We start from the raw sequence: 26,766 nt of genomic DNA, 5'->3' as shown, positions 1-26,766 counted from the left end.
TAGGTTTATTTGGTATGCCCATTTTTAAAGATACCAAATATTTCGAGAGTTTTTTGGTTATATGAACGAAAGTTCATTGTGTTTCCATTCTTAAGTGGATAGGCATGGGGTTGAACCGATGAAACGAGTTTCTGAATCTGAACCATATACGTTAATGTGGATCCGTAATGAATTTCATAATGGATATAGCGGTGAAAAGGTTGTTGTATTTGGGCATACGGAAACAAAAACGCTTCATGGTAGTGAGGAGTGCGGAGTGTATTTTGGTAGTAATCGTATTATTGGAATTGATGGCGGGGCTGTGTACGGTGGTCAGCTAAATTGTTTGGAATTGCCGAGTAAAAAGGTATATGTAATAAAAAATTGAAAGAGATAAGAGGAATCTTATTTCTTTCAATTTTTTATTAAGCTAAATTTAAGACAAAGTTTTTATAATAAAATTTCAAAATTTTAGAAGGAAATAGTTAAAAATGAAAATACGTAATGTAACTACATTCTTTTGTTATGAAGAGAAGAAATGTAATAATAAATAGAATTGAACTATTTGATGGAAGGTGAGAGCATGCGCTTACTTGTAGTAGAAGATAATGCCTCGTTATTAGAGTCTATCGTACAAATTTTGCGTGATGAATTTGAAGTAGATACGGCAATAAATGGAGAAGATGGATTGTTTTTAGCGCTTCAAAATATATATGATGCAATTTTGCTGGATGTGATGATGCCAGGGATGGATGGATTTGAAGTAATTCAAAAAATACGTGATGAAAAGATTGAAACACCAGTCCTGTTTTTGACAGCGAGAGATTCTTTAGAAGATCGGGTGAAGGGATTGGATTTTGGTGGAGATGACTATATCGTTAAGCCATTTCAGGCCCCTGAATTAAAAGCGAGAATTCGCGCTTTACTACGCAGAAGTGGTAGTTTAACAACGCAGCAAACGATTCGTTATAAAGGGATTGAATTGTTCGGAAAAGATAAAGACGTTCAAGTAGATGGACAAAGTATTAAGTTGACATTGAAACAATATGAGCTACTAGAGTATCTCATTCAAAATAGCGGGAAGATTTTAATGCGTGAACAAATTTTTGATCGTGTTTGGGGATTTGATTCAGATACGACAGTAGCCATTGTGGAAGTGTATGTGCATCATTTGCGTAAAAAATTAGAACCATTCGGTTATCAGAAAGATATTCAAACTGTTCGAGGTATTGGATATATATTAAAAGAACAATGAAAAAGGGAAGTATGTTTCAAAAGACACGCATTCGTTTGACTATAGTGAATTCATTAGTATTTATCCTATTAATAGGTATATTAGGTAGTATTATTTATTCATACACATATAAGCGTATTTATAATGAAGTGGATCAATCTATAAAAATGATGGCTCAGTATAGAGAAAAATTAGATGTTAAAATACCACCAAGAAAACGTATGGAGAATATCCAAATTGGAGATCCGCGAGTAACTAGAATAACTTGGAATGGGAAAATAGTGAAAATAGAGGGCGATAATCGTAAATTCCGTTCAATTTTTGAAGAGAATTTGGAAAAGTTTTCTCCGGAAAAAATAGGGGAGTTACAAGATATCAAAGTACAAGGACGATATTTTAGAGCATTTTCGCTTCAAAAAGATGGAGAAATAGTTCAAATCGTGCGAGATATAACAGCGGAAGAAGGAATGTTAAATACTTTATTTTTAATTCTTATTATAGGTTGTAGCATAGGAAGTTTATGTGCAATAGGAATCGGCTTTTTCTTAGCTGGCAGAGCACTCGTACCTATTCAAAATTCATGGGAGAAACAGCAGCAATTCGTTTCTGATGCATCACATGAATTAAGGACACCGCTTGCAGTTATTCAATCAAAAACGGATGTGTTATTTCAGTCACCATCCGCTACGATAGAAGAAAAAGCGATGGATATTTCTACAATTTCAAAAGAATGTAGGCGGTTATCAAAACTCGTTAGTAATTTATTATTACTAGCACGTTCTGATTCTAATCAAATTGAGATGGATAAAAAAACATTTGAACTTGATAAATTGTTAGAAGAAATAGTAGCTCCATATAAAGAGATTGCTTCTTATCAAGAAAAAGAAATGATACTAAAAGTAGAACGTGACGTATCTTTTATGGCTGATAGAGAGCGGATTCATCAAATGATGGTCATACTGTTAGATAATGCGATGAAGTATACAAACGAAGGCGGGCATATTCAAATTGATTGCACGCAAACGAGTAGTTCGATTCGCATACAGGTGAAAGATGACGGGATAGGAGTGAAAGAAGAAGATATTCCGAAATTATTTGATCGTTTTTATCAAGGGGATAGAGCAAGAAGTACGTCAGAAGGAGCTGGATTAGGTCTTTCAATCGCAAATTGGATTGTAGAAAAGCATTACGGAAAAATATCAGTAGAGAGCAAATGGGGAGATGGCACTTGTTTTGAAGTGATTTTCCCTAAAAACCAAAAAATATAAGTAAGAAGACGATCTTGTTTTTACAAGGTCGTCTTTTTTTAAGACAAAGTTAAGAAACTATTTATATTATATATGGCATGAAGAAAGTTCGTTACATGAAGAAGAGACTAGGTGTATGTGAGTGGGGTTTATCAATCATAATGTTATCTCAAGCAGCGATGAGATGTATGTATAGTATTAAAAAAACTAGGGGAATGATGGGAAAGAAAGTATAAGAGGGAGGAATTAATTTTGAAAAAGAAAATGATGACGGTATTCACTATTGGAGTAATGAGCTTAAGTATATTAGGGGGTGCCTCTCCTTCTGAAACATCAAAAGGAAAGACAGATTACACACAACGTAGTAAAGAACAATTAAATAATGGAAAGATACATGCTGTGCATACAGAAGAAAAGGCAGAGAATCTAGGTATTGAAACGGAAGGGAAAGAACAAATTACGTTAGAAAAAGAAATTCATGAGACAGAAGTAGGAAGAGAAGCGAAGCAGCTAGGAATTTCGATTGAAGGAAAAGATGTTGGGACGCTGTCAGAAGAAATCTATGAAACAAAAGTAAAGCAAGAAGCGTTAAAACTAGGCATATCTATAGAAAATACATCAATTGTAAATTTAATTAATCAAATTAATACGATTAAAATTAATGATGAAGCGGATAAATTAGGTATTTCGACAAATGGAAAAGAAATAGAGGACATTGCAGAAGAAATCTATGGAACGAAAGTAAGAGAGGAAGCAGGGAAGTTAGGTATTTCACCAAAAGGAAAAGAGATAGAAGTGTTAGCACAAGAGGTGTACGAACAAAAAGTGCAGGAAGAAGCAAAAAAATATCATATTAATTTATATGGGAAAGATATATATCAAGTATTAAGAGAAATTAATGAACAAAAGGTGCTACAATTGGCAGATGAGCTTAATATGGACAAAGCGAACATGAATATTCAAGAGCTAACAGAAAAAATAAAAAAAGATCAACCTGAGAGAGAAAAAGAACTAAATTTTGTACCAGTGATTCGAACGGATGCTGACGCATTTTATTCTTATTTAACGAACTAAAAAGGGCGTGAGAGTGATACGGAGGTTTAAGTGGTATATATGTATAGCATTACTAGCTATAGCGGTATGGAGTGTATATACAAATGGAATTACAAAGTATGGGGAGAAGTGGACATTCTTCAATATACAAAACGGGAAAGAACCGGAATTTAGTAATAATGATGAAAAGGTCATTTTATCAAGTGTACCATTAATTCAGCAACTACCAGAGCTAGATAGAGGCTGTGAAGTGACAAGCTTAGCGATGATGTTACAATACGCTGGTGTTTCAGTGGATAAGATGACATTAGCAAATGAAATAAAAAAAGTTGATTTTATAGACGATGGTGTGCGCGGGAATCCAAATGAAGGATTTGTAGGTAATATTTATACATTTTCTGAATCGGGATATGGTGTATATCATGGGCCACTTTTTCAGTTAGCGGAAAAATATTTACCTAATAAAGCTGTAGACTTAACAGGGAAGAATATAGAAGAAATTTATAAGAGGATAAAAGCAGGGCAACCTGTAGTCATGATTACAAATGCAACATTTGCACCATTAGATGCAGCTGAATTTACTACATGGGAAACAAATAGTGGAGATGTTTCTATTACGTATAATGAACATTGTGTTGTACTTATTGGATATGATCAGGAATTTGTATATATTCGAGATCCACTTGAGGATAGCTTAGATGTAAAAGTACCGAGAGAAACCTTTGAACAGGCATGGGTACAAATGGGAAGTCAGGCAATTAGTTATGTAAAGAGCGTCAAATAAATTAGGACGAAGAGTTTTAGTAATATGACTATAAGGCGAAGGGTAAAGATTTAAGGATTATAAGAGAAGTTTTATAGAGTAGAAGCTGTTAAGAAATAAGAGAACTTTAGCATATATAATGCTAAAGTTCTCTTATTTTTATGATTAAAATACGTATAAGGAGTGGATATGCAAAGATGCATAATTGACGAAAAATTTACATGTTATCATTATATATTGTTTTATGCATGTTAATTGTATAAAATGACACAAGTATCCACATTACATAAAGGAGGCTTATTATGCAAAAAATATTTAACTGGGTTAAATGTATGAGTATCAATAAAAAATTAATCATTTCATTCTTTATTATTTTAACTATACCAGGAATTATTATTGGTGGTGTTTCATATCAAACTGCCAAAACAAATTTTGAACATCAAATGACAGCTAAAGCAAAGGAGAATATTTCGATTTTAAATACTGTTATTTCTCAAAATATAGAAGAGAAATTTGTTGATGCGACGTACTTTGCAGACATCTTAACAGAAGATACATATCTAAATGGACAGGAAGAAATAGTAAGAACGAAGCTAGCGCAATATATAAAACTTCATCCAGAAGTAGAAGGTATTTATATTGGAACAGAGACGGGAAAGTTTATAAGAGAACCATTTATCCAAATGGCTGATGGATACAATCCAAGAGATAGATCTTGGTATAAAGAAGCACATGAAAATAAAGGGAAAGTAATTGTTACTTCACCATATCAATCAGCATCTACCAAAAATATGGTAGTGACAATTGCTAAAGAAGTAAAAGATGGTAAAGGTGTTATAGGAATTAACTTAAATTTAGATAACATCTTAAAAATTTCCAAAATGATTAATATTGGTGAAAAAGGTTATGCAGTTATTTTAGATCAAAATAAGCAAATTGTTAGTCATCCATCTAGAAAACCAGGTGCAAAAGTTACTGATCCTTGGATTAAATCAATTTATGAAGAAAAACAAGGAAATGTGTCTTATACAGAACAAGATGATAAAAAGAATTTAATCTTTGCAACAAATGAGAAAACAGGCTGGAAAGTAGTTGGTGTTATGTTCGATGAAGAAATTAACCAAGCTGCCAGTCCAGTGTTTTATAAGACTTTGATTGTCATTGCTATTGCTATTGCATTTGGTAGTATATTAATTTATTTCATTACAAAGTCTATTACAGGGCCATTACGAAAAATAGCTGAATCGGCATATAAAATTAGTAAGGGAGATTTAACAGAGAAAATTACAATCCATTCCAAGGATGACATAGGGAAATTAGGGAATTCATTTAATGAAATGTCTATGTCTTTACAGGATGTTATTACCCAAATTAGCTTTTCAGCAGAACATGTTGCAGCATCGGCTGAAGAGTTAACAGCGAGCGTACAGCAAGCAAATGATGCGACAGATCAAATTACAATTGCGATGGAACAAGTATCAGGTGGGGCTGAGTCACAAAGTCAAGGTGTTGAAGAAGGTGCGGCTACATTACAACAAGTAAATACAGCAATTCAAGATGTAACTGGAAGCGCAGAGTCAATTTCTATTTCCTCATTACATGCCCGTGAAAGAGCTGAAGAGGGAGAAGATTTAGTTGAACAAACCGCAAAACAAATGCAGTCTATTTCTAGGTCGGTATCCGAGTCAGATGCTATTATTAAACTTCTTGATGAGAAATCAAAGCAAGTAGGAGCTATTTCTGAAGCAATTCAAAACATTGCAACTCAAACAAACTTATTAGCTTTAAATGCGGCTATTGAAGCAGCAAGAGCAGGTGAACAGGGACGAGGATTTGCTATTGTAGCAGATGAGGTTAGAAAATTAGCAGAGCAATCAGGAGAGTCATCTGGAGAGATTGCAAATTTAATTGCAGAAATTAAGGCGGATATTGAACATACTGTTAAGGCGATGGATAATGTGAATGGAGAAGTTCAACAAGGCCTTGATGTTGTAACAAAAACGAAAGTAAGTTTTACGGAAATTTTAAGTTCTACTACACATATTGTTTCTCAAGTTAATCAAATGGTAGAAACAACGAAGAGAATTGCTGGAGATGCAAATGAAGTGACAAATGCTATTGATGAAATTGCAGCTGCTGCAGAAGAAAATACAGCTAGTATGCAAAGTGTTGCAGCTTCAACAGAAGAACAGGTTAATTCCATGGAGGAAATTAGTTCAGCTTCGCAAAACTTAGCTGAGATGGCAGAAGAACTACAAGCGATGACTAGTAAATTTAAAGTATAATAACAGCAGATAAGTAAGGTGAAAATAATATCACCTTACTTATTTTTCTATTCAGCAATTAGGGGAGTCATTAACAGGATGAAAAAAAGAAAAAGACTATGGAATTTATGGAAAACGATTACATTGTTAGTTTGTACAGTTGTAATTTTTTCTTTACTTGTGACAGATATATTAATTAGTCATAATGTAGAACGGACGACGGAGGATAGCCAAGCAGAGAAAGCAAAAACAATTGCACACATTGTGGCGAATGATTCGATTGTAATCGATGGTTTGGTTGGGAAAGCAGATACCTCTGCAATCCAAACGTATACAAATAGAATATTACAAAACACAGGTGTTCAATTTATTGTAGTTATGGACATGAATGGAATAAGAAAGTCACATCCAAATCCTCAAAAAATAGGGCATCATTTTATTGGGGGAGATGAAGGGCCTGCATTGAAAGGAAAAGAACATGTATCGTTAGCAGAAGGAACTTTAGGTATTTCCATGCGAGTGTTTGTACCAATATTTTCTGAAACAGGTGAACAACTTGGAGCAGTGGCTGTTGGTATTTCAGCAGATAATGTAAAAGAGAGAGTTAAGGAAAGTAGACATATTATTTATATTGGTGTCGGAGTGGGTGTATTAGTCGGAATTATAGGAGCAATATTGCTAGCTAGACATATAAAGAAAAGTTTATTCGGTCTTGAGCCGCACAGGATAGCAAAAATTCTTGAAGAAAGAAATACGATGCTACAATCTGTAAAGGAAGGTATTATTGCTGTAGATAAAGAGGCTAGAGTAACGTTAATTAATAATGAAGCGAAACGTCTATTTAAAAAAAGCGGACTTGAAGAAGATTTTATCGGTAAAGATGTTGAGTTGTATATGCCAAATTCACGTATAAAAGAAGTATTGCAAACGGGAGAAGTACAATTAAACGAAGAACAAAATATTTATGGAATTACGATTGTGACGAATCGAGTTCCTTTATATGTAAAAGGAGAAATAGTTGGTGCAATTGCAACATTTCGTGATAAAACAGAGATTAGAAAACTAGCAGAGGAACTAACTGGTATTAGACTATATGCAGAAGCATTACGGGCACAATCTCATGAGTTTATGAATAAGATGCATGTCGTATTAGGGCTTACACATATGAAACAGTATGAAGAATTACAGAAGTATATAAGCGGCATGGTATCAGAGCATCAATATGAAATTGGTGGAGTGATGAAAAGAATAAAAAGTCCAGTATTTGCTGGTTTTTTACTAGGTAAGCTCAGCTATGCTAGAGAGAAAAATATAAAATTAATTATAAGTGAAGATTCTTACATGCCGGAAATAGATGTTGAAAGTATTACTCATGAACTTATTACGATTGTCGGAAATTTAATTGATAATGCATTAGAGGCAGTTACGAATTGTGAAAAGAAGCGAGTTGAAGTTAAGATACAACATGGGGATATACTAACTATTACAGTGCAAGATACGGGAAAAGGTATACAAGAAAAAGAAATAGAGGAATTATTTACGAAAGGTTATTCCACAAAGGGAGATAACCGCGGTTATGGTTTGTATCTTGTAAAAGAAAGTATACAGCGAATAAATGGGGAAATTCATATGCATTCATTAGTAGGAAAGGGAACAACGATAACGATTGAAATACCTAAAGGTAGGGATGAGAGGCAAATATGATTAAAGTTTTAATTGTAGAAGATGACCCGATGGTAGCAATGTTAAATACGCATTATTTAGAGCAAGTAGGAGGATTTGAACTTGTTCAAGCAGTTAACTCAGTAAAGTCAGCGATAGAAATATTAGAGAAATCACGAGTAGATTTAGTATTACTTGATATTTTTATGCCTGAAGAGACTGGTTTTGAGCTTTTAATGTATATCCGGAACCAAGAAAAAGAAAGCGATATTATAATGATTTCAGCTGTACATGATATGGGAAGTATAAAAAAAGCATTACAATATGGCGTAGTAGATTATTTAATTAAACCATTTACATTTGAACGATTTAAAGAGGCATTAACTATATATCGAGAAAAACTTACTTTCATGAAAGAACAACAAAAAATTAGTCAATCGGAATTAGATTCATTAATTTTACAAAAAGAAAAAAGAGAGCCTACTGTGACGAAAGAGCTTCCAAAAGGGTTAACGAAGCAAACGTTGCAATTAATTTGGCAGAAGATCGAGTCTCTGAATGGAAGAGTATTTACAACAGATGAAATGGCACAATTAGTTGGAATTTCAAGAGTTTCTATTCGAAAATATGTAATGTTTCTGACTGACATTGGGGTGTTAGAAAACGAAATGATGTACCAACATGTGGGAAGACCTGTAAGTAAATTAAGATGTGTTGATCAAAAGAAAATAGAGTTTTACGTATAAGCGACTTAACATAAGTCGCTTATACTTTTTTTAATTACAAAATCAATTACAAAACTTACAAAAACTATTTTTACTATTGAAAGCGTTTTAATATTGTTATTAAGAAAACGAGGGGGTGCCATATGGGAATTCAAAAGAATGTGGAAGCGGTATCATTTTCTGAAGGAAATGAAGTACAAAGAGAATCTTTCGCTTCTAAAATTATGAATGTAAAAATCGGTGTTATACCTTTACCGTTATATGTAGTATTGGCTGCTATTATTTATGGGGCATCTGTATATAATAAATTGCCAGCAGATATGATTGGTGGATTTGCAGTTATTATGATCATGGGGATTTTCTTAGGCGATATTGGGATGAGAATTCCAATTTTAAAAAATATCGGTGGTCCAGCAATACTTTCGTTATTTATTCCATCATTACTTGTATTTTTTAACTGGATGAATCCAGCTTCAATGGAAGCTGCGACTATGTTAATGAAAAAATCGAACTTTTTATATTTATATATTTCTTGTTTAGTAGTCGGAAGTATTTTAGGAATGAACCGTAAAGTGTTAGTACAAGGTTTCGTTCGTATGTTTATTCCTTTAGTAGTAGGGACGTTAGCTTCTGTAGCAGTAGGATTATTGGTCGGTTCATTATTTGGATTTGAAATGAAGCACACATTCTTCTTTATCATCGTACCAATTGTGAGTGGTGGTATCGGGGAAGGGATTTTACCATTGTCGCTAGCTTATAGTGATATTTTAAATGAATCATCAGCAACGTTTGTATCACAGCTTATTCCAGCAGCTATTATTGGAAATATGTTCGCAATTGTAAGTGCAGGGTATATGAAGCGTTTAGGTGAGAAGAAACCGGAGCTTAGTGGTAACGGTGTATTAGTGAAAACAGACAATCAAGCAGAATTATTAAAAGAACAAAATACAGAGAAGCCAATTGACTTCTCATTAATGGGAGCAGGTTTATTAATTGCGTGTACGTTCTTCATCTTCGGAGGATTTGCTTCTAAGTTCATTGGTATTCCTGGGGCAATCATTATGATTTTCTCAGCAGCGCTTGTGAAATACTTTAAATTAATGCCAGCAAAAATGGAGCAAGGAGCATTCCATTTATATAAATTTATTTCGAAGAACTTAACTTGGCCTTTAATGGTTGGATTAGGATTGCTATATATTCCGTTAAAAGACGTAGCAGCAGTTCTTTCAGTAGGATATGTTGTTGTGTGCGCATCGGTTGTTCTTACAATGGTAGCATCAGGTTTTCTTGTAGGGAAAGTGATGAAAATGTATCCAGTTGAATCAGCGATTGTAACTGGATGTCATAGCGGTTTAGGTGGAACTGGAGATGTTGCTATTTTATCAGCTTCAAATCGTATGGAATTAATGCCGTTCGCGCAAATTTCGACTCGTTTAGGCGGAGCGGCAATGGTTGTAACAGCGACAATATTATTAAAGATGTTTTCATGATTAAACAAGCTAGCTATATTCATATAGCTAGCTTGTCAAATTAAGGGGAGATTATAAGTATGTTAGCAAATCAAATTAATGAAAGATCATTGTTATTGCATAAAGAATTAGTAGGGAAAATTGAAATTACAAGTAAAGTAGAAGTAAATTCAGCGGATGATTTAAGCCTGACGTATACACCAGGTGTAGCGGAGTCTTGTAAAGCAATTGCGGCAGATGAAGAAACGGTGTATGACTATACAGCACGTGGTAATATGGTGGCAGTTGTCTCAGATGGAACAGCGGTACTCGGTTTAGGAAACATTGGACCGAAAGCGGCTATGCCTGTTATGGAAGGAAAAAGTATTTTGTTTAAGAAGTTTGCGAATGTAGATGCTTTCCCATTATGTTTAGGCACAACGGATGTAGATGAAATCGTTACCCTTGTGAAAAATTTAGAGCCTACATTTGCAGGGATTAATTTAGAAGATATTGCAGCACCGCGTTGTTTTGAAATTGAAAAACGATTAAAAGAAGAAACGAATATTCCTGTATTCCATGATGATCAACATGGAACAGCTATTGTCGTTTTAGCAGCTGTTATTAATGCATTAAAAGTTGTTAGCAAACAAATGGATAATGTGAAAATCGTTATTAACGGTGCGGGTTCGGCAGGAATTGCAATTGGAAAATTATTATTAAAGGCTGGTGCAAAGCACATTACGCTAGTTAGCCTAGAAGGTATTGTTTGTGAAGGTGAAACATGGATGAACGAAGCGCAAATTGAAGTTTCAAAAAAGACAAATCGTGAACATGTGCGTGGAACGTTAAAAGAAGCGATTAACCAAGCTGATATTTTTATTGGCGTATCTGCTCCTAACGTATTAACGAAAGAACTTGTACAGACGATGAATGAGAAAGCAATTGTGTTTGCAATGGCAAATCCAATTCCAGAAATCTTCCCTGAGGATGCATTAGAGGCTGGGGCAGCTGTAGTAGGAACTGGGCGCTCGGATTATGCGAATCAAGTAAATAATGTATTGGCGTTTCCCGGAATATTCCGCGGTGCGTTAGATGTGCGCGCAACTGATATTACAGAAGAGATGAAATTAGCGGCAGCATATGGGATCGCTAACATCATTACTGATGAAGAACGTAATGCGAATTATGTAATCCCGAATCCATTAGATAAAAGAGTTGTTCCAAGTGTTGCGGAAGCAGTAGCGAAAGCAGCTATTGATTCAGGCGTGGCACAAATTACGAAAATACCACGTTATTAATAGCTAAAAGCAGTGCCTAAAAGGCACTGCTTTTTTGAGATAAGAAATCAAAATAATGAAGAAGTGTAGAATTATTTATGTTTCTTCACTATTTATTTAATTCCATTGCAACTTGTTTACCATTCACTAAAACCTCAGTTACTGCTACGATTACTTCTATCATTTTTTTCATCTCTCATCTCTCCTCGCTTCATTTCTTACTTTAAGTATAAGAGAAGAGAGATAATTCAACTATCGAAGTACATGACGTAGAAATTACATTGTTGTAAGAAAGTGGTTTATTTTTGTCACTTTACTTAGCGGTGATTACAAACTGATCATAATATTTTTCATTCACATAGATATTTAATAACCATAATCCAGATGAAGGTAGTGACATAGCGAGAGGGAGTTCGCTTGTAGTAGAATTGATTGTATTTGAAGTAGTCCAAGTTTGTTTGGAAATTTCTTTTTGAAAGAGTACTGGTGTTGGAGTTACAGATCCTTGTTTTAGTGCAATAATAGACAATTTTCCAGTAGGTATTTCAGAATCTAGAAAGTACCACATTATTTCATTTTGTTCATTTGCGATAATAGGACTATCAGCCATTGCGATTTTTCCTTCGATGCCTTTTAAAGGTATTTTTCCGTCTATGAATGAGGGGGCTTCTTCCCAATTTACATCTTTTAAAACACTAAGGTGAAAGAAGGAAGGTGCGTTCACTTGAGTGGATGAAGTTGCTATTACGTCTTTTTTTTGTTCTTTTGAATCCGGTTGAGTTTGTGTGCATCCAGTGATGAGGAGGGAGAGAAGTAGCATAGTTCCGATTTTTTTCATGGTGCCACACTCCTAGTTTTTATTGTTAGTGTAATTGTATTTGCTAGAAGGCGGGACAATTCCTTTAAAGTATAAAAAGAGGTCGTAAGTTTTGTACGACCTCTTTTGACATTTTTTATCCCGTAAAGCCCGATTGGTGTAGGTTAATAATCAGTGGGAGATAGCCCCACTAATTAAAGTTTCATTTTATATTTGTTCCGTTGTATAGGTTGGTTCGGTTTCTTTTTGAGGCATCGTCAAAAAAATAACGGACAGAACGATACATACGCCGCCTAATAATTGGTATGCTCCAAAAGCTTCATTTAGCCAAGTGATTGAAACGATGGCAGCTACAAGGGGTTCAATGCTAGATAAAATGCTTGTTTCTGTTGCTGCTAAATATTTAAGACTACCGATATATAGAAGGAAAGAAAGGGTACCACTAACAATGATAAGAATAAGCATAGAAAAAGTTTTCAGTGTAAGGGTTTGTGAAAATTGATTCCACCCGAATGAACGATTATAAATAAGTAGTGCAATTCCTCCGATTAACATCCCCCAACCAATTACTACAGTTGTCCCGCATTCTTTAATGAGAGAAGCCGGATGAAGGGTATAAAATGCAAATCCGATTGCTGTTAATAGTCCAAAAATAATAGCTTCTTTAGATAAAACAATATTTTCAATTGAGCCATTTGTAATAATAAAGTATGTTCCTATTAGCGCGGCTATAATTGCGAATAGTTGCATGGAAGCAGGGAATTTTCTTTGTTCAAATGCAACATACACGGTAATAAGAACAGGACCTAGAAATTGAAATAGCGTTGCAGTGACCGCGTTACTAATATGAACCGTTTCGATAAAGGCGTATTGTGCACCGAGCATGCCGAGAATAGAGAAAATAATAAGTTGTATAGAATATCTAGGATGTTTCCAAATTTGAAATATGTTTTGTTTCTTTATAAGTAAGAAAGACAAAATAAATATTCCTGCAAGTAACAATCGAATTGTTAAAAAATCAATTGAGGATACATTAGTATGCTGAAATAGCCACTGAATCATTGGACCAGATAATCCCCATAATGTAGCCCCTGTAATAATCATAATGAGTCCGATACGTCTACCATTGTTCATTATCATGTTTCTCCTCTCCGGTATTTGATTTTTGATGTGTGACATGATAAAAGGAATTATATATAAAATCTGGTACTGTAAAAAGTATCAAATTTTAATTTTATTAAGGGGTCAGATATTATGTTAGAATTAACGCCTAATTTAAATGTGAATAGTAAAAAGGCATTGTATGTGCAATTGTATGAGTATATAAAAAAAGAGATTAAAGATGGATCGATTGTCCCTTTTACGAAATTACCGGCTAAGCGAAAGTTAGCGATACATTTACAGGTAAGTAAAAATACAGTAGAGGCAGCGTACGAACAATTACTTGCAGAAGGTTATATTGAGTCGATATCGAGAAAAGGTTATTTTGTATGCAAGATTGAGCAAATGGTTCATGTAGAGGATAGCGAAGAGAGGATAGAAGAAGTCCCGTTTCAGGAGAAGCGTTATAAATTTGACTTTACACAAACAGGAATTGATACAAATGCTTTTCCATTTAATATGTATCGGAAAATTGTAAATGAAGTATGGCAGCCGCATAATAACGAACTTCTCTTTCTAGGACACCCTCAAGGGGAAGCAAGCTTAAGAGAAGAGATTACGAATTATTTGTATGAATCTAGAGGTGTGCGTTGTTCAGCTAGTCAAATTGTATTAGGAGCGGGAACACAAATATTAGTGAAACTATTGTTTCAATTGTTAAAGGGAAGCAATTATGCAGTTGAAAACCCAGGGTATCATAGGAAGATGGTTGTTTTTGAACAGGGAGAAGCAAGAGTCAAAATGTTATCTTTAGATAGAGATGGAATTTGTATTGCAGATTTAGAAAATAGCAATGCGAATGTTGTATTTGTTACACCTTCCCATCAGTTTCCATATGGAATGATTATGCCTATTACGAGAAGGATGCAGCTTTTACAATGGGCAAAGAAAGAAGAGAGCAGGTATATTATTGAAGATGATTACGATAGTGAATTTCGTTATTCTGGAAAGCCTATACCGGCGCTGCAAGGGTTAGATACAGAGGGGAAAGTTATTTATATGGGGACGCTATCTAAAGCATTATTGCCATCGCTACGGATGAGCTATATGGTGTTGCCGAAGAAATTAATTAAAAAGTATCAACAGCAATATTTATTTTATACACAAAGTGTTTCAAGAATAGATCAAGAAGTGATTAGAAGATTTTTAAATGAAGGATATTGGGAAAAACATATTCATAAAATGCGTGTTGTCTACCGAAAGAAGAGAGATAGACTTGTTTTTGAAATAGAGAAGTATTTCTCTAATCGTGTTGAAGTGATAGGAGAAGATTCGGGATTACACATTTTATTAAAAGTGCATAATGGAATGCGGGAAGAAGAATTAATTCAAGAAGCTGCGAAATATAGTATTAAAATATATCCTGTGTCTACGTACTATAAAGACGGTATGGCGCCTGAGAGTGTAGTTTTACTTGGGTTTGCGATATTATCAGAGGAAGAGATTGCGAAAGCGATTCAATTATTACACACGGCATGGTTTACAAGAAAGTAAAAAACATCCTCCAAACATGAGGATGTTTTTTATTATTTATTTTCATCTAAGAATAAGACCATATGCTCTTCGTCCCAATATTGTCCGTTATATTTTAATGAACGTTCTTGTACACCGAATGTTTTAAAACCTAATGATTCATAAAGTTTTTTCGCTCCATCGTTGCCAACAACAACATCAAGCATAACTTGTTCTACTTCTAAAGATTTAGCAAGCTCAAGACATTCTTTAATAAGTGCTTTTCCTGCTCCAAGTCCGCGTGCTTTTGGAGATACATATACAGAACCGATTTTAGCTTTATGTTCTTGTTTTACATATGGTTTCGTTTCCAGTGTTGCAACCCCGATTAATTTTCCATCTTTAAATGCACCTAGCGTATAGTTTTCATCTTGTGCTAATTTTTGTGCTTTATATTCAATCGCACACTCTTTATTAATAATATCTTCATAAGAAGAGCTGAATGCTTCAGGGTTTTGCTTTAATCCTTCTACGCGAAGTTCTAAGTAAATTTCTGCTTCGTCTTTTGTTAATACATGGATATCCAATTATATCACCCTCCAAATCTTTGCAAATGTACCTTTATTTTATATTGAAATAAGAATAATTTCAAAAGCTTAGCTTATATGAGCTGTTTTTATGAACAAAATAACACCAGTAGTGTTTACTACTACTGGTGTTTTCACACGCATATTATTCAAAAGGTAGCTCGATTATAAAGTTTGTTCCCGCTCCTAATTGGCTTGTTACTAGAATAGAACCGTTATGCAATTCTACAATTTCCTTTGCAACAGCTAGCCCGATGCCTTTTCCGCCTGTAGCTCGTGTTCTAGATTTATCAACACGATAAAAACGGTCAAAAATATGCGGGATATCTTCTTCAGGAATACCTTCACCTTCATCTTGTACACTTATTGTAAAAGAATCTGTTTCTATGAGTACACGTATCGTAATGGATGTGTTTTCTGGCGAATGTTGATAAGCGTTGTGTAATAAATTTAACATAACTTGTTCCATACGTCTTTCGTCTATACAAACTTCTAAATCATCTTTGCAATATACATGAAGTTGCATTTGCTTATTCGTTAATGTTGTTTTTGTCTTTTCAACCATTCGTTCTAAAAATGGCTGAAGAAGCACTTTTTGTTTTTTTATAACAAATTGGTGTTGTTCTAATTGTACAAGCATAAATAAATCTTGGACGAGATCGGTTACACTATCCGTTTCATCCTCAATGATTTGTAAGTATTCTTCTCGCTCCGCTTTTGTTAAAGAGTCTCTCTTTGCTACCTTTGCATAACCTTTCATATAGGTCAATGGAGTTAATAGTTCATGAGCGACACTAGCGAGAAATTCATTGCGCTCTTTTTTCATATACGTAAGCTCACTCGATAAATCTTCAATTGTTTTTGCTAAACTTCCGAGTTCATCATTTCGTTTAATACCTAATTGAATTGGCTTGTTTAATTTTGATATTTTTTCTGTCGCTCTCTTCATTTTTATAAGAGGATCTGTAATAAGTTTAGAAAAAACAAAGACAGAAATAGTTGTTAAAATAATCGTCAAAATACTAATGATAAGAAATTGATGCAGGAGTTTAAGTAACATCTTTTCTAAGAAAGATGTTTTTAATAACATATGTAAATTACCTTGAAATCCTTGAATTTCAAGTGGACTTACTGTTGAGATGAATTTTGATTTTTTCCAGTTTCTTTCTACAATTAACCCGCTTTTTGGAATAGATTTTGTTTTACAAATAAGTTGTTTTTGCATTTCTTTCGTTATGGGTTCTGAGTTAGAAATAATTTTGCCGTTATTGTCAGTTATAATGATTGTGATATCAGTATTAGCAATTAATTCGGAACCGATTAAATCTTCAGCCGCATGCTCGATAGTGAAATCCTGATACCGAGGGTGTTTAGGACGTTCTGTGTATTGCTGTTGTTTAGAATGATCATTCCATCTTGCACGGTTTACAATCTTATCACGATACCGATTACCTTTCTCTAATAGAGCATCGGTTTCTTCTTTCACACGCATTGTTGAAAGGCTTTTATAAAAAGATACGAAAGCAATTGTTTCAATACATAAAGCTAATATTAAAAAGTATGTCCCAATTTTAAGGGAAAGTTTACTCATTTTCTCACCATACCTTATTCATAATAAAGAGTCAGTGGTATACGATTTCCCACTGACCGAAGTAATTATTCACTTTTCCATTTATATCCGACTTTATAGACCGTTTCTAGGTAATCTTCAATCGGAAATCCTTTTTTGCGTAGTTTATCACGGATATTACGAATGTGTGAATCAATTGTTCTATATTCGATATCTGTTTCATAGCCCCAAATTTTTTCGATTAAATCATCTCGGCTATAAGCACGGTTTGTATTTTGCAAAAATAGTCCGAGTAACGAAAATTCGATAGGAGTTAGCGAGATTTTTTCATCGTACACTGTGACGGTATGTTTCGTTTTATCCCACTCAATACCATTGAAACTAACAAAGCCATCTTTTTTTGTACGGCGTAATATAGCCTCGATTCGTGCGACTAATACATGCTCATCAAATGGTTTTGTAATATAATCATCTGCGCCCATCGTGAGGCCTTTCACCATATCGTAGTTTTGGTTGCGAGCTGTTAACATAATGATAGGAACGTTAGAAATTTGACGAATTTGATAGCAAGTATCCCATCCATCCATATTCGGCATCATAACATCTAATAAAATAATATCGAATTCTTTTTGTTCGATTAATTTTAGTGCTTCAAGGCCAGAGGTAGCTTTCATACAAAAATAGCCGCGAGGGCTTAAGAATAGATCTAATAATCGTAACATACGTTCTTCATCGTCTACTAATAAAATTTTTACCATAATCTTGTGCACCCCAAACTGTTCATTCTACTTGTATAGTTTACATGAAAATAATAAAAAACTCTTTTTATGTGATTGAATGGAGGGATGATTTTTTCGCTCGGAGTAATTGACATAAAAAATGCACTAGTTTTGCACAACTATTTTTTATAATAAAAAACGTAGCGACACAAAATACCCTATGTTGCGACATAACGTCATGTCATTTTATTTATAAAATGACAATTCCATTCTATTGTGTATGTGAGATAGAGAGGGTTTTCGTATTCACCTCGCATCGGATAAGAAAAATTTCCTATCTCACACTTTTTTTAAAAGGAGATCATACACATGAATCCAAAAGAAGAAATTTCAAAAAAAGAAAAGCAAGATCGTAATACGGTTGTCATGTGTGTTGCCGTATCTATGGTTATTATTATAAGTTGTGTAAATAAAATTTTAGGGATTTTATAAAATAAAAAAGCTGATTGCTTCTTAAGAAGCAATCAGCTTTTTTCATTGTTAGGGGAGTATTCCTATATGATAAACCAAGGTAAAATTGCTAACCCAGAAGTTACAATTGCTGTAGTAAATATTAAAAGCATAGCTCGTTTGTTTTGTTTCATGTCACATTCTCCTCTATATATCAAGTACATGCGATCAGCGTGGGATGTAGTTCCCCACTGAGTAAAGTTTCACTTTATATTTTTAGTATAATAAATGGTAAGGATTGGTACGATCGATAAAGGTGACATGAAGATTACATTGTTGTAATGCAAAAAAACATCTTTCTTATTAAGAAAGATGTTTTTGGAAAACTACCCCGCTATTTGTGGGCAGTAACTCCCATCTTAAAATTCAGCGAATGCGAGGGAGTTAGGTGGGCGATAACTGCCCGTAAAAGCCCGATTGATTCAGCTAATACTCAGTGGAGGATGGAAAAATCACCCACTGAGTAAAGTTTCACTTTATATTGAAGTATTAATCATTTAAGAACAGAACCATATGTTCCTCGTCCCAATATTGACCGTTATGTTTTAATGAACGCTCTTGTACGCCGTAAGTTTGGAAACCTAATGACTCATATAATTTTTTTGCTGCATCGTTACCAACTACAACATCGAGCATAAGTTGTTCTACATGTAATTTATCGGCATTTTCAATAATTGCTTTAATTAGAGCTCGTCCTGCTCCAAGGCCACGCGCTTTTGGAGAAACAAAAACGGAACCGATTTTTGCTTTATGTTCTTGTTTAATAAATGGTTTTGTTTCTAAAGTAGCGATACCAATTAAATCATTATCTTTGAAGACACCTAGAGTATACTTATCCGGATTGCTTAATCGTTTAGCCATAGCAGCCACAGGATTTTCATGTTTAAGAACATCTTCATAAGAAGAGCTAAAAGCTTCCGGATTCTTCGTTAAACCTTCCATACAAACTTTTAAATATATTTCTGCGTCCTCTGTTGTTAATAAGCGAATTTCCATAGTTGTAACCTCCCTGGTGGATTTCAAATAAATCCATTACTTTTATAAGATTGAGTATATGTTTTGTTAGTATTCTCTTTTAATTTGTAAAAGAATGAAAAGATATATGCTACAATGTTTTGTTTTAATTATGTAATGAAATTATATATTAACTTTGTTAACTATTCAAGTGTTTAATATGTTACATTTTTATAACTAAAATAACTCCTCGATTGAGGAGTTATTTTTTAAACATTGGATTGATAGCCATCAATTCGTTTTGGATGTGTGTAAATATTACAAGATTCATTTCTAATAAACCCTACGACTGTAATGCCTAAATCATGGGCAAGTTGCAATGCCAGTTTTGTTGGAGCGGATTTAGATAGAACAATTTCACATCCGATTTTTGAAACTTTGAGTAAAATTTCGGATGAAATACGTCCGCTAAATGCGATGATTTTTCCTTTAATGGATATATCGTTACGCAAACAATGACCATATATTTTATCTAATGCATTATGTCTTCCAATATCCATTCTTGATAGGAGGATATTGTTTCGATCACATAGCGCGGTATTGTGAACACCGCCAGTTTGGCGAAATGTAGTAGAAGATTGTTGCAAGGTATTCATTAAATGAAAGCATTCTTCAGGAGTAATTTTTACATGTATATCATGTAAGTCTTTTGCTTTTGCTGCGTCGTTTACGAAAATAAAACCTTGTCTACCTTTTCCGCAGCAAGAAGTGATGTATCGTTTATTATATAAAGTTTGATAGAGCGGATTCACTTTTGATGATTTTACATGGACAATTCCGTTATCTTTTTGAACCCATAGTTCTTCAACATCTTTATAGGAAGAAATAATCCCCTCAGAAATTAAAAAACCAATTACCATATCTTCAATATAATTTGGTGTGCATACGACTGTTACATATTCTTCACCATTCAATTTAATAGTAATAGGAGATTCTGTAACAATCTCATCAAGTTGTTTTGAAAATGTACCAGATTGATAACGTACAATTGTATAAGTCTCTTGCGTAGGCCCCATATTTAATTCCCCTTTTAAATGTATTTCTCTCCCACATTTATCATAAAACAATGGAAAAAATAAAAACACCTATTAACAAGAAGATCACAGATTATTTTGGTTATTATTGTATATGTACGATATAATAGAACTGTAGAATAGTGATATTTTCAAGCTTTCGTAGTTATACCTTATAACATCTAGAATCGACTTCATAAGAAAGTATTTGGGTAGAGCGTTTCAAAAATATGTACAGTAATGCGATTATGAAAACGGATTCATAATTGTGTTGTACAGTTGGTTGTAAGGAGAGGGGAAACTATGGCAGAACAGACAGTCCGTGTAACCGTCGATGGTAAAGAATTTTCTGCATCAGGTGAAAAGACGATACTACAATTATTTAACGAGAGTAATTTGGAACATCCTCAAATTTGTCATGTACCAGAAGTAGATCCAATTCAAACTTGTGATACGTGTATTGTAGAAGTAAATGGAAAGTTATTGCGTGCTTGTTCAACGAAATTAGAGAACGGTATGCATATCGAAAGACAGTCCCAGCGTGCAAAAGAGGCACAGACTGAGGCAATGGATCGAATATTAGAAAATCATCTATTGTATTGTACCGTTTGTGATAACAATAATGGTAACTGTAAAGTCCATAATACAGTACATATGATGGGAATTGAGGAACAGAAATATCCGTATGAGCCAAAAGTAAGTGCGTGTGAAGTGGATATGTCACATCCATTTTATCGATATGATCCAAATCAATGTATTGCTTGTGGGCAGTGTGTAGAAGTATGTCAAAACTTACAAGTGAATGAAACTATATCGATTGATTGGAGCTTAGACCGTCCACGTGTTATATGGGACAATGGTGTAAGTATAAATGACTCATCTTGTGTAAGTTGTGGGCAGTGTGTAACAGTATGTCCATGTAATGCGTTAATGGAAAAAACAATGCTGGGTGAAGCTGGATTCATGACAGGATTGAAACCGGATGTGTTAGATCCGATGATTGATTTTGTAAAGGATGTAGAGCCGGGATATAGTAGTATTTTAGCAGTTTCAGAAGTAGAGGCTGCGATGCGTAAGACGAAAGTGAATAAAACAAAAACAGTTTGTACATTTTGTGGTGTAGGTTGTTCATTTGAAGTATGGACGAAAGACCGCCACATTTTGAAAGTGCAGCCTGTTTCAGATGCGCCGGTTAACGGTATTTCCACATGTGTAAAAGGCAAATTTGGATGGGATTTTGTAAACAGTGAAGATCGTATTACAAAGCCATTAATTCGCCAAGGAGATACGTTTGTTGAAGCTTCATGGGAAGAGGCTCTGGAAGTTGTTGCATCCAATATGCAGCATATTAAATCAGAATATGGAAGTGATGCATTTGGATTTATTTCTTCTTCGAAAGTAACGAATGAAGAAAATTATCTTATGCAAAAACTAGCCCGTCAAATATATGGAACGAATAATGTAGACAATTGTTCCCGTTATTGTCAATCTCCAGCAACAGACGGTTTATTTAAAACTGTCGGTATGGGCGGGGACGCTGGAACAGTGAAAGATATTGCGGAAGCAGGCCTTGTCATTATCGTTGGAGCAAATCCAACAGAAGGACATCCTGTACTTGCAACGCGTGTAAAACGTGCTCATAAATTACATGACCAAAAATTAATTGTGGCAGACCTTCGTAAACATGAAATGGCAGAGCGTGCGGATTTATTCATTCATCCGCGCCAAGGAACTGATTACGTATGGCTCGCTGGTATTACGAAATATATTATTGATCAAGATTGGCACGATAAAAAGTTCATAGCTGAAAATGTGAAGAATTTTGATGAATATAGCAAAATGGTAGAAAAGTATACGCTTGATTATACAGAAGAAATTACGGGGATTTCGAAAGAAAATCTGAAAGAAATGGCTCGTATGGTATATGAAGCAGATGGTACTTGTGTACTTTGGGGAATGGGTGTAACTCAAAATACTGGAGGAAGTACAACTTCAGCAGCAATTTCAAATCTATTGCTTGTTACGGGTAACTATCGTCGTCCTGGTGCAGGAGCATATCCATTACGCGGACATAATAACGTACAAGGCGCTTGTGATATGGCAACATTACCAAACTGGCTTCCAGGTTACCAAGCGGTTTCAGATGATGCGCTCCGTGCGAAATTTGAAAAAGCATACGGTACTACAATTCCGAAAGCACCAGGTTTAAATAATATTGCAATGTTACTTGCGGCAGATGAAGGAAAACTGCGTGGTATGTATGTTATGGGTGAAGAAATGGCTTTAGTAGATTCGAATGCCAACCATGTACAACATATTTTAGCGAATTTAGATTTCCTTGTTGTTCAAGATATGTTCTTATCGAAAACAGCTCGTTTTGCTGATGTTATTTTACCGGCAGCACCAAGCTTAGAAAAAGAGGGAACATTTACAAATACAGAGCGCCGTATTCAAAGATTATATGAAGTATTGAAGCCGCTTGGTGATTCAAAGCCAGACTGGTGGATTTTACAAAAAGTAGCTCGTGCACTTGGCGGGGACTGGAATTATGAAAGTCCAAGTGAAATCATGGATGAAATTGCATCGCTTGCACCTTTATATTCTCAGGCAACATACGATCGTTTAGAAGGATGGAATAGTTTATGTTGGGGTAGCCATGATGGTAGCGATACACCGCTATTATATGTGCATGGATTTAACTTCCCGGATAAACTAGCTCGTCTATCATTAGATGAATGGGTACCACCAGTTGTAGCGCCAGATGAGTATGATTTACTTTTAAATAATGGACGTATGTTAGAACATTTCCACGAAGGGAATATGACGAATAAATCGGCTGGTATTTTATCTAAAGTATCTGAAGTGTTCGTTGAAATCTCGTCTGAACTTGCCCTAGAGCGCAATGTGAAAGATGGTGGCCTTGTAGAATTAGCATCACCATTTGGGAAAATTAAAGTACAGGCACTTGTTACAGATCGTGTAACGGGGAAAGAGCTATATTTACCGATGCATGCAACGGTAAATGAAGAGGCAATCAATATTTTAACTGGAACGGCGACAGATCTTTATACGTGTACACCAGCGTATAAACAAACGATGGTAAAGATGCGTGTATTACGTGAAAAAGGGAATCGTCCGTTACCATCTTCAAACCCGAGAGATAAAAAGCGTAATCCGCAAAACGGTGTTGAAATCGAGCAAAAATGGCAAAGAAAACAATACGTATCACTTGTGGACTAGGGGGCGGAGATAGTGGCGAAAGAAATTACTATAATTAAAAAGAAAGTTGTAACAGAGGAAGAACAGAAACAGCAATTAGCAGATGAACTTCTAAATGAGCTATCTAATAATCGTGAAGCAGTAGAAGAAACGATGCAGCTTTTAGCACAGTTGCAGAAGGCTGGTATATTAGATGCAGCGATTAGTTTACTTGCTGCGAAGGAAGATGTTTCAAAAATCGCTGTGGAGCAATTAAATCGTGAACCAGTTAAAAATGCACTCAACAATATGATGGGGGCAGGAGAAGCGTTATCTTCAGTTGACCCAGAAATAACGAAGCAAATTACGTCCAGTTTAGTTACAGGATTGCAATTTGCAACAGATGAATTAAATAGTGGTAAAAAAACAAAAGTGATGGATTTCTTTAAAGTATTAAAAGATCCAGATATCAATAGAGCTATTACATTCGGTTTTAGCTTCTTGAAAGCATTTGGACAAGGGCTAGAGAAAAAATAGAATAAATGAAAAAGTGATGGGAAGTAGCCATCACTTTTTTCATTATATGTATAAGAGTGTTCATGTTAAGCGGAATATATTATTATTATTATTATTAAAAAGATGGATTAGAACTGGAAATATGGAATCCATCTCAAATATCGTTTTAGAATGTGGAGGAATATATGCAACACCGTAAAAAACTATCTATACCAGGAGTAATAGGACATTCCTTTCAAACAGTTAAATTTGCTTTTTGGAATGTATTAACTTTTCAACTTGCTTATAAATTATTAGCAGCGATTGTGTTTGTTCCACTATTTGGAATCATTTTTAATAAGTTATTGTATTTTGGTGGTTATGCAAATGCGACAAATGATGAATTATTAGCGTTTTTAAAGACGCCTTATGGGATCTTAGCAATCGTAATTTTATCATTGTTAGCACTGTTTCTTATCTTTACAGAATTTGCGGTGCTTATTATTATTTCGTATTTCGCTCATAAAAGACAGAAGGTGAAATTACGTCCGATTTTATATAAAACGGTAACGTATTTACCTACTCTTTTTACATATTGCTTACCAGGATTTATTTTATATGCTGTCGTATTGTTGCCTCTTTTAAATATGGGATATGAAACGGCATTAATCCCGCAAATTCAAATTCCTAACTTTATTACAGGAGAACTGTTTAAGACAACGATGGGACAAGTTGGTTATTACACGTTCTTTGCTGTAGTCGCGTATTTGAATCTTCGATGGATTTTCGTTCTACCTATTGTTGTTTTAGAGCAAAAACCATTTCGCGTGGCAGCACGTAAAAGTGCAACTTTAGTAAAGGAAAGCTTTTTTAAAGTACTATTCTTTTTAGTAGGGTTTTTTATTTCAATTGGAATTGTATATGTCGTGTTTTTGGGAATATATTTATTGTGCCTATGGGGTGTTTATGAATTTACAAACCCGAAAGGAACATTTGCATTATTAGCTGAATCAACGATTTCTGTATTTTTAACGAGCACATTGTATTTATTCAGCTTTATCGTGACGCCATTTTATATTATGGCGATTACGCGATTATACTTACAAAAGGTACCGGTTGAGGATGTTTTATTAGAAGAAGGATTAGATTATTCGAAAACGAAAGCAGATAAATGTTTTTTCCAAAAACATCGTTGGAAATTCATTGGCGTATACATTGTAGGAATTATTACTGCCGGAATGGTCGTTGCCTTCATTGTAACGTTTATTTCAAATTCGTATAAAGAACCGATTATTATGGCGCACCGCGGGTATATATCAAAAGGCGTAGAAAATACGAAAGAAGCTGTGCAAGGTGCGATTGATGCAAAAGCAGACTACGCTGAAATAGATGTATTACAAACGAAAGACGGTGAACTAGCGGTTATACATGATTTGAAGCTGAAACGTCTCGCAAATGCCAATGTGCATGTGTCAGATTTAACGATGGCGGAGTTAAGGCAACTTACCCTTAGTCAAGATGGACTTTCAGGACAAATAAGTACACTTGATGAAATCATTAAGCTAGCAAATGGCAAAATCAAACTTAATATAGAAGTGAAGCTTCATGGGGGCGAAAAAGATTTTGTAAACAAAGTCTTAAAAACGATTAAAGATAATGAATTTGAGAAGCAATGTGTAATTCAAACGTTACACTATCCACTTATTAAAGAGTTTAAGCGTGCAAATCCAGATATAAAAGTAGGGTATATATTGTATGCAAGTAGAGCTAACTTAAAGAATGTGAAGGCTGACTTTTACGTAGCAGAAGAATATATGTTAAATAAGAAATTAGTAAAAGAAGCAAGGAAGTTAAACAAACCAATTTACGTATGGACAGTAAATGATATGGAAAATTTAAAGGCATATTATAAGTTGAACGTAGATGGTATCATAACCGATTACCCTGAAGATGCACGTGAAACAATTAAGATGTTAAAAGAGCAAGAAGCGGAAGAAAGTGATCTGTTTGATAAAATTACTGAAACGACAGATGATTTATTTTCTAAGTTATTTATAAGTTACCCAGCTGCTGGCTAAATGCTAGTAGCTGTTTTTTTGTGAAAAGAATATATCTCTAAAGTATTGAGTAAAGTAATAACTGTATATGTATACGTTATCGCTTAGGTTTCTTACATTGTTACATTATTGTCAAATAATAAATGATTGCTGTTTATTTTGAAGCAGTATAATAAAAATAGAGTGAAAGATAATGAAATGACACGAAACCCCTAATAGAATCAATGTTTTTTACATTTACACTATTCTAAATATAAAAACTTTAGGAAAATGGTATGTTAGCGTTTTCATAACTTTTAAGTTATGCTAGAATAAGGACATAAGTTATTAATTATTACAAAAAGAAAAAAGAATCTCTTTTTTCTGTTAATTATAAGGGGGCATTTCATTATGCGTATTGGGGTACCATCACATGCCCATCAACTTAAGGATAGAAACTCTACGGTTTTCCATTAATTGAAATGAACAAACTTTTAAACAGTATAATCCTCTTAAAAATGAGCATACGAAATAAACCC

The 26,766-nt window shown here is 34.4% G+C and carries 21 protein-coding genes and 1 pseudogene; 15 read left to right on the top strand and 7 right to left on the bottom strand.

What is annotated here, in order from left to right; all coding sequences use genetic code 11:
• Positions 1 to 106 precede the first annotated feature (106 nt).
• The 10 genes and pseudogenes from ACS2CR_RS27165 to ACS2CR_RS27120 form a co-directional block, all read left to right on the top strand.
• Positions 107 to 367: pseudogene (locus tag ACS2CR_RS27165) on the top strand (serine/threonine protein phosphatase); the annotation flags it as partial.
• 195 nt (positions 368 to 562) lie between these two features.
• A complete protein-coding gene (locus tag ACS2CR_RS27160) occupies positions 563 to 1,234 on the top strand; it encodes a response regulator transcription factor (RefSeq protein ID WP_001238623.1) in 672 nt (223 codons plus the stop codon).
• Positions 1,231 to 2,481, top strand: a complete 1,251-nt coding sequence (locus ACS2CR_RS27155; RefSeq protein WP_074643185.1) for a sensor histidine kinase — start codon at positions 1,231 to 1,233, stop codon at positions 2,479 to 2,481. Before ACS2CR_RS27160 ends, ACS2CR_RS27155 begins: the two co-directional genes overlap by 4 nt.
• A 231-nt stretch (positions 2,482 to 2,712) precedes the next feature.
• Entirely contained in the window at positions 2,713 to 3,534 is an 822-nt protein-coding gene (locus ACS2CR_RS27150) for a hypothetical protein (RefSeq protein WP_053514400.1), read from the top strand.
• Positions 3,535 to 3,547: 13 nt separating this feature from the next.
• A complete protein-coding gene (locus tag ACS2CR_RS27145) occupies positions 3,548 to 4,297 on the top strand; it encodes a C39 family peptidase (RefSeq protein ID WP_000621163.1) in 750 nt (249 codons plus the stop codon).
• A 281-nt stretch (positions 4,298 to 4,578) separates the two neighbouring features.
• Complete coding sequence (locus ACS2CR_RS27140; protein WP_053514401.1) at positions 4,579 to 6,561, top strand: methyl-accepting chemotaxis protein; 1,983 nt, start codon at positions 4,579 to 4,581, stop codon at positions 6,559 to 6,561.
• Positions 6,562 to 6,639: 78 nt separating this feature from the next.
• Complete coding sequence (locus ACS2CR_RS27135; RefSeq protein WP_000746423.1) at positions 6,640 to 8,244, top strand: sensor histidine kinase; 1,605 nt, start codon at positions 6,640 to 6,642, stop codon at positions 8,242 to 8,244.
• Positions 8,241 to 8,948 carry a response regulator gene (locus tag ACS2CR_RS27130; RefSeq protein ID WP_000598668.1) on the top strand — a complete coding sequence of 236 codons (708 nt, stop codon included), beginning with the start codon at positions 8,241 to 8,243 and terminating at the stop codon, positions 8,946 to 8,948. The genes ACS2CR_RS27135 and ACS2CR_RS27130 overlap by 4 nt, the downstream gene beginning before the upstream one ends.
• Before the next feature lie 122 nt (positions 8,949 to 9,070).
• Positions 9,071 to 10,417 (top strand): 2-hydroxycarboxylate transporter family protein, encoded by a 1,347-nt coding sequence (locus ACS2CR_RS27125; RefSeq protein WP_000512722.1) that lies wholly within the window; start codon positions 9,071 to 9,073, stop codon positions 10,415 to 10,417.
• A gap of 59 nt (positions 10,418 to 10,476) precedes the next feature.
• The gene (locus tag ACS2CR_RS27120) at positions 10,477 to 11,676 is read left to right on the top strand and encodes an NAD(P)-dependent malic enzyme (protein WP_000880782.1); all 1,200 of its coding nucleotides are present in this window, start codon (positions 10,477 to 10,479) and stop codon (positions 11,674 to 11,676) included.
• Between the two features lie 292 nt (positions 11,677 to 11,968).
• On the opposite strand, the gene ACS2CR_RS27115 is transcribed toward ACS2CR_RS27120, so the two are convergent.
• Both ACS2CR_RS27115 and ACS2CR_RS27110 read right to left on the bottom strand, forming a co-directional pair.
• Entirely contained in the window at positions 11,969 to 12,493 is a 525-nt protein-coding gene (locus ACS2CR_RS27115; protein ID WP_000719695.1) for a DUF4871 domain-containing protein, read from the bottom strand.
• 186 nt (positions 12,494 to 12,679) lie between these two features.
• Positions 12,680 to 13,606, bottom strand: coding sequence for a DMT family transporter (locus ACS2CR_RS27110; protein WP_001059059.1), 927 nt, complete (start codon positions 13,604 to 13,606; stop codon positions 12,680 to 12,682).
• Between the two features lie 120 nt (positions 13,607 to 13,726).
• Between ACS2CR_RS27110 and ACS2CR_RS27105 the strand changes: the two genes are divergently transcribed.
• On the top strand, positions 13,727 to 15,127 hold the full coding sequence (locus ACS2CR_RS27105) for a PLP-dependent aminotransferase family protein (protein WP_053514402.1): 1,401 nt from the start codon (positions 13,727 to 13,729) through the stop codon (positions 15,125 to 15,127).
• A 32-nt stretch (positions 15,128 to 15,159) separates the two neighbouring features.
• Here ACS2CR_RS27105 and ACS2CR_RS27100 read toward each other — a convergent pair whose 3' ends face one another.
• From ACS2CR_RS27100 to ACS2CR_RS27090, 3 genes are all read right to left on the bottom strand, one after another.
• Positions 15,160 to 15,672, bottom strand: a complete 513-nt coding sequence (locus tag ACS2CR_RS27100; RefSeq protein WP_000351212.1) for a GNAT family N-acetyltransferase — start codon at positions 15,670 to 15,672, stop codon at positions 15,160 to 15,162.
• A 145-nt stretch (positions 15,673 to 15,817) separates the two neighbouring features.
• Positions 15,818 to 17,263 (bottom strand): HAMP domain-containing sensor histidine kinase, encoded by a 1,446-nt coding sequence (locus tag ACS2CR_RS27095; protein WP_053514403.1) that lies wholly within the window; start codon positions 17,261 to 17,263, stop codon positions 15,818 to 15,820.
• Positions 17,264 to 17,328: 65 nt separating this feature from the next.
• Positions 17,329 to 18,000 carry a response regulator transcription factor gene (locus ACS2CR_RS27090; RefSeq protein WP_000238956.1) on the bottom strand — a complete coding sequence of 224 codons (672 nt, stop codon included), beginning with the start codon at positions 17,998 to 18,000 and terminating at the stop codon, positions 17,329 to 17,331.
• Between the two features lie 330 nt (positions 18,001 to 18,330).
• Here ACS2CR_RS27090 and ACS2CR_RS27085 point away from each other — a divergent pair, with 330 nt between their 5' ends.
• Positions 18,331 to 18,453: a hypothetical protein gene (locus tag ACS2CR_RS27085; protein WP_001068392.1), complete on the top strand. Its 123-nt coding sequence runs from the start codon at positions 18,331 to 18,333 to the stop codon at positions 18,451 to 18,453.
• 507 nt (positions 18,454 to 18,960) lie between these two features.
• Here ACS2CR_RS27085 and ACS2CR_RS27080 read toward each other — a convergent pair.
• Both ACS2CR_RS27080 and fdhD read right to left on the bottom strand, forming a co-directional pair.
• Positions 18,961 to 19,467: a GNAT family N-acetyltransferase gene (locus ACS2CR_RS27080; protein ID WP_000405883.1), complete on the bottom strand. Its 507-nt coding sequence runs from the start codon at positions 19,465 to 19,467 to the stop codon at positions 18,961 to 18,963.
• Positions 19,468 to 19,694: 227 nt separating this feature from the next.
• Entirely contained in the window at positions 19,695 to 20,501 is an 807-nt protein-coding gene (gene fdhD, locus ACS2CR_RS27075) for a formate dehydrogenase accessory sulfurtransferase FdhD (RefSeq protein ID WP_000529230.1), read from the bottom strand.
• A gap of 300 nt (positions 20,502 to 20,801) precedes the next feature.
• Between fdhD and fdhF the strand changes: the two genes are divergently transcribed.
• The 3 genes from fdhF (at position 20,802) to ACS2CR_RS27060 (ending at position 26,269) form a co-directional block, all read left to right on the top strand.
• A complete protein-coding gene (gene fdhF / locus ACS2CR_RS27070) occupies positions 20,802 to 23,738 on the top strand; it encodes a formate dehydrogenase subunit alpha (RefSeq protein ID WP_053514404.1) in 2,937 nt (978 codons plus the stop codon).
• A 12-nt stretch (positions 23,739 to 23,750) separates the two neighbouring features.
• Positions 23,751 to 24,233: a DUF1641 domain-containing protein gene (locus ACS2CR_RS27065; RefSeq protein WP_001040507.1), complete on the top strand. Its 483-nt coding sequence runs from the start codon at positions 23,751 to 23,753 to the stop codon at positions 24,231 to 24,233.
• A gap of 164 nt (positions 24,234 to 24,397) precedes the next feature.
• Positions 24,398 to 26,269, top strand: a complete 1,872-nt coding sequence (locus tag ACS2CR_RS27060; RefSeq protein WP_001164700.1) for a glycerophosphodiester phosphodiesterase — start codon at positions 24,398 to 24,400, stop codon at positions 26,267 to 26,269.
• The last annotated feature ends 497 nt before the right edge of the window (positions 26,270 to 26,766 follow it).

The sequence above is a fragment of the Bacillus cereus group sp. BceL291 genome (assembly GCF_051776705.1).
In the GTDB taxonomy this organism is placed as follows: Bacteria; Bacillota; Bacilli; order Bacillales; family Bacillaceae_G; genus Bacillus_A; species Bacillus_A cereus.
Note: the sequence above shows the minus strand (reverse complement) of the source record. Positions and strands in the feature narration are given on the sequence as shown.

What these genes read in the sequence shown, in the direction of transcription:
- ACS2CR_RS27155 (WP_074643185.1), top strand. Translation starts at nt 1,231, where the DNA reads ATGAAAAAGGGAAGTATGTTTCAAAAGACACGCATTCGTTTGACTATA.
- ACS2CR_RS27105 (WP_053514402.1), top strand. Translation starts at nt 13,727, where the DNA reads ATGTTAGAATTAACGCCTAATTTAAATGTGAATAGTAAAAAGGCATTG.
- ACS2CR_RS27160 (WP_001238623.1), top strand. Translation starts at nt 563, where the DNA reads ATGCGCTTACTTGTAGTAGAAGATAATGCCTCGTTATTAGAGTCTATC.
- ACS2CR_RS27110 (WP_001059059.1), bottom strand. Translation starts at nt 13,606, where the DNA reads ATGAACAATGGTAGACGTATCGGACTCATTATGATTATTACAGGGGCT.
- ACS2CR_RS27095 (WP_053514403.1), bottom strand. Translation starts at nt 17,263, where the DNA reads ATGAGTAAACTTTCCCTTAAAATTGGGACATACTTTTTAATATTAGCT.
- ACS2CR_RS27140 (WP_053514401.1), top strand. Translation starts at nt 4,579, where the DNA reads ATGCAAAAAATATTTAACTGGGTTAAATGTATGAGTATCAATAAAAAA.
- ACS2CR_RS27125 (WP_000512722.1), top strand. Translation starts at nt 9,071, where the DNA reads ATGGGAATTCAAAAGAATGTGGAAGCGGTATCATTTTCTGAAGGAAAT.
- ACS2CR_RS27090 (WP_000238956.1), bottom strand. Translation starts at nt 18,000, where the DNA reads ATGGTAAAAATTTTATTAGTAGACGATGAAGAACGTATGTTACGATTA.
- ACS2CR_RS27135 (WP_000746423.1), top strand. Translation starts at nt 6,640, where the DNA reads ATGAAAAAAAGAAAAAGACTATGGAATTTATGGAAAACGATTACATTG.
- ACS2CR_RS27080 (WP_000405883.1), bottom strand. Translation starts at nt 19,467, where the DNA reads ATGGAAATTCGCTTATTAACAACAGAGGACGCAGAAATATATTTAAAA.
- ACS2CR_RS27115 (WP_000719695.1), bottom strand. Translation starts at nt 12,493, where the DNA reads ATGAAAAAAATCGGAACTATGCTACTTCTCTCCCTCCTCATCACTGGA.
- fdhD (WP_000529230.1), bottom strand. Translation starts at nt 20,501, where the DNA reads ATGGGGCCTACGCAAGAGACTTATACAATTGTACGTTATCAATCTGGT.
- fdhF (WP_053514404.1), top strand. Translation starts at nt 20,802, where the DNA reads ATGGCAGAACAGACAGTCCGTGTAACCGTCGATGGTAAAGAATTTTCT.
- ACS2CR_RS27060 (WP_001164700.1), top strand. Translation starts at nt 24,398, where the DNA reads ATGCAACACCGTAAAAAACTATCTATACCAGGAGTAATAGGACATTCC.
- ACS2CR_RS27085 (WP_001068392.1), top strand. Translation starts at nt 18,331, where the DNA reads ATGAATCCAAAAGAAGAAATTTCAAAAAAAGAAAAGCAAGATCGTAAT.
- ACS2CR_RS27120 (WP_000880782.1), top strand. Translation starts at nt 10,477, where the DNA reads ATGTTAGCAAATCAAATTAATGAAAGATCATTGTTATTGCATAAAGAA.
- ACS2CR_RS27130 (WP_000598668.1), top strand. Translation starts at nt 8,241, where the DNA reads ATGATTAAAGTTTTAATTGTAGAAGATGACCCGATGGTAGCAATGTTA.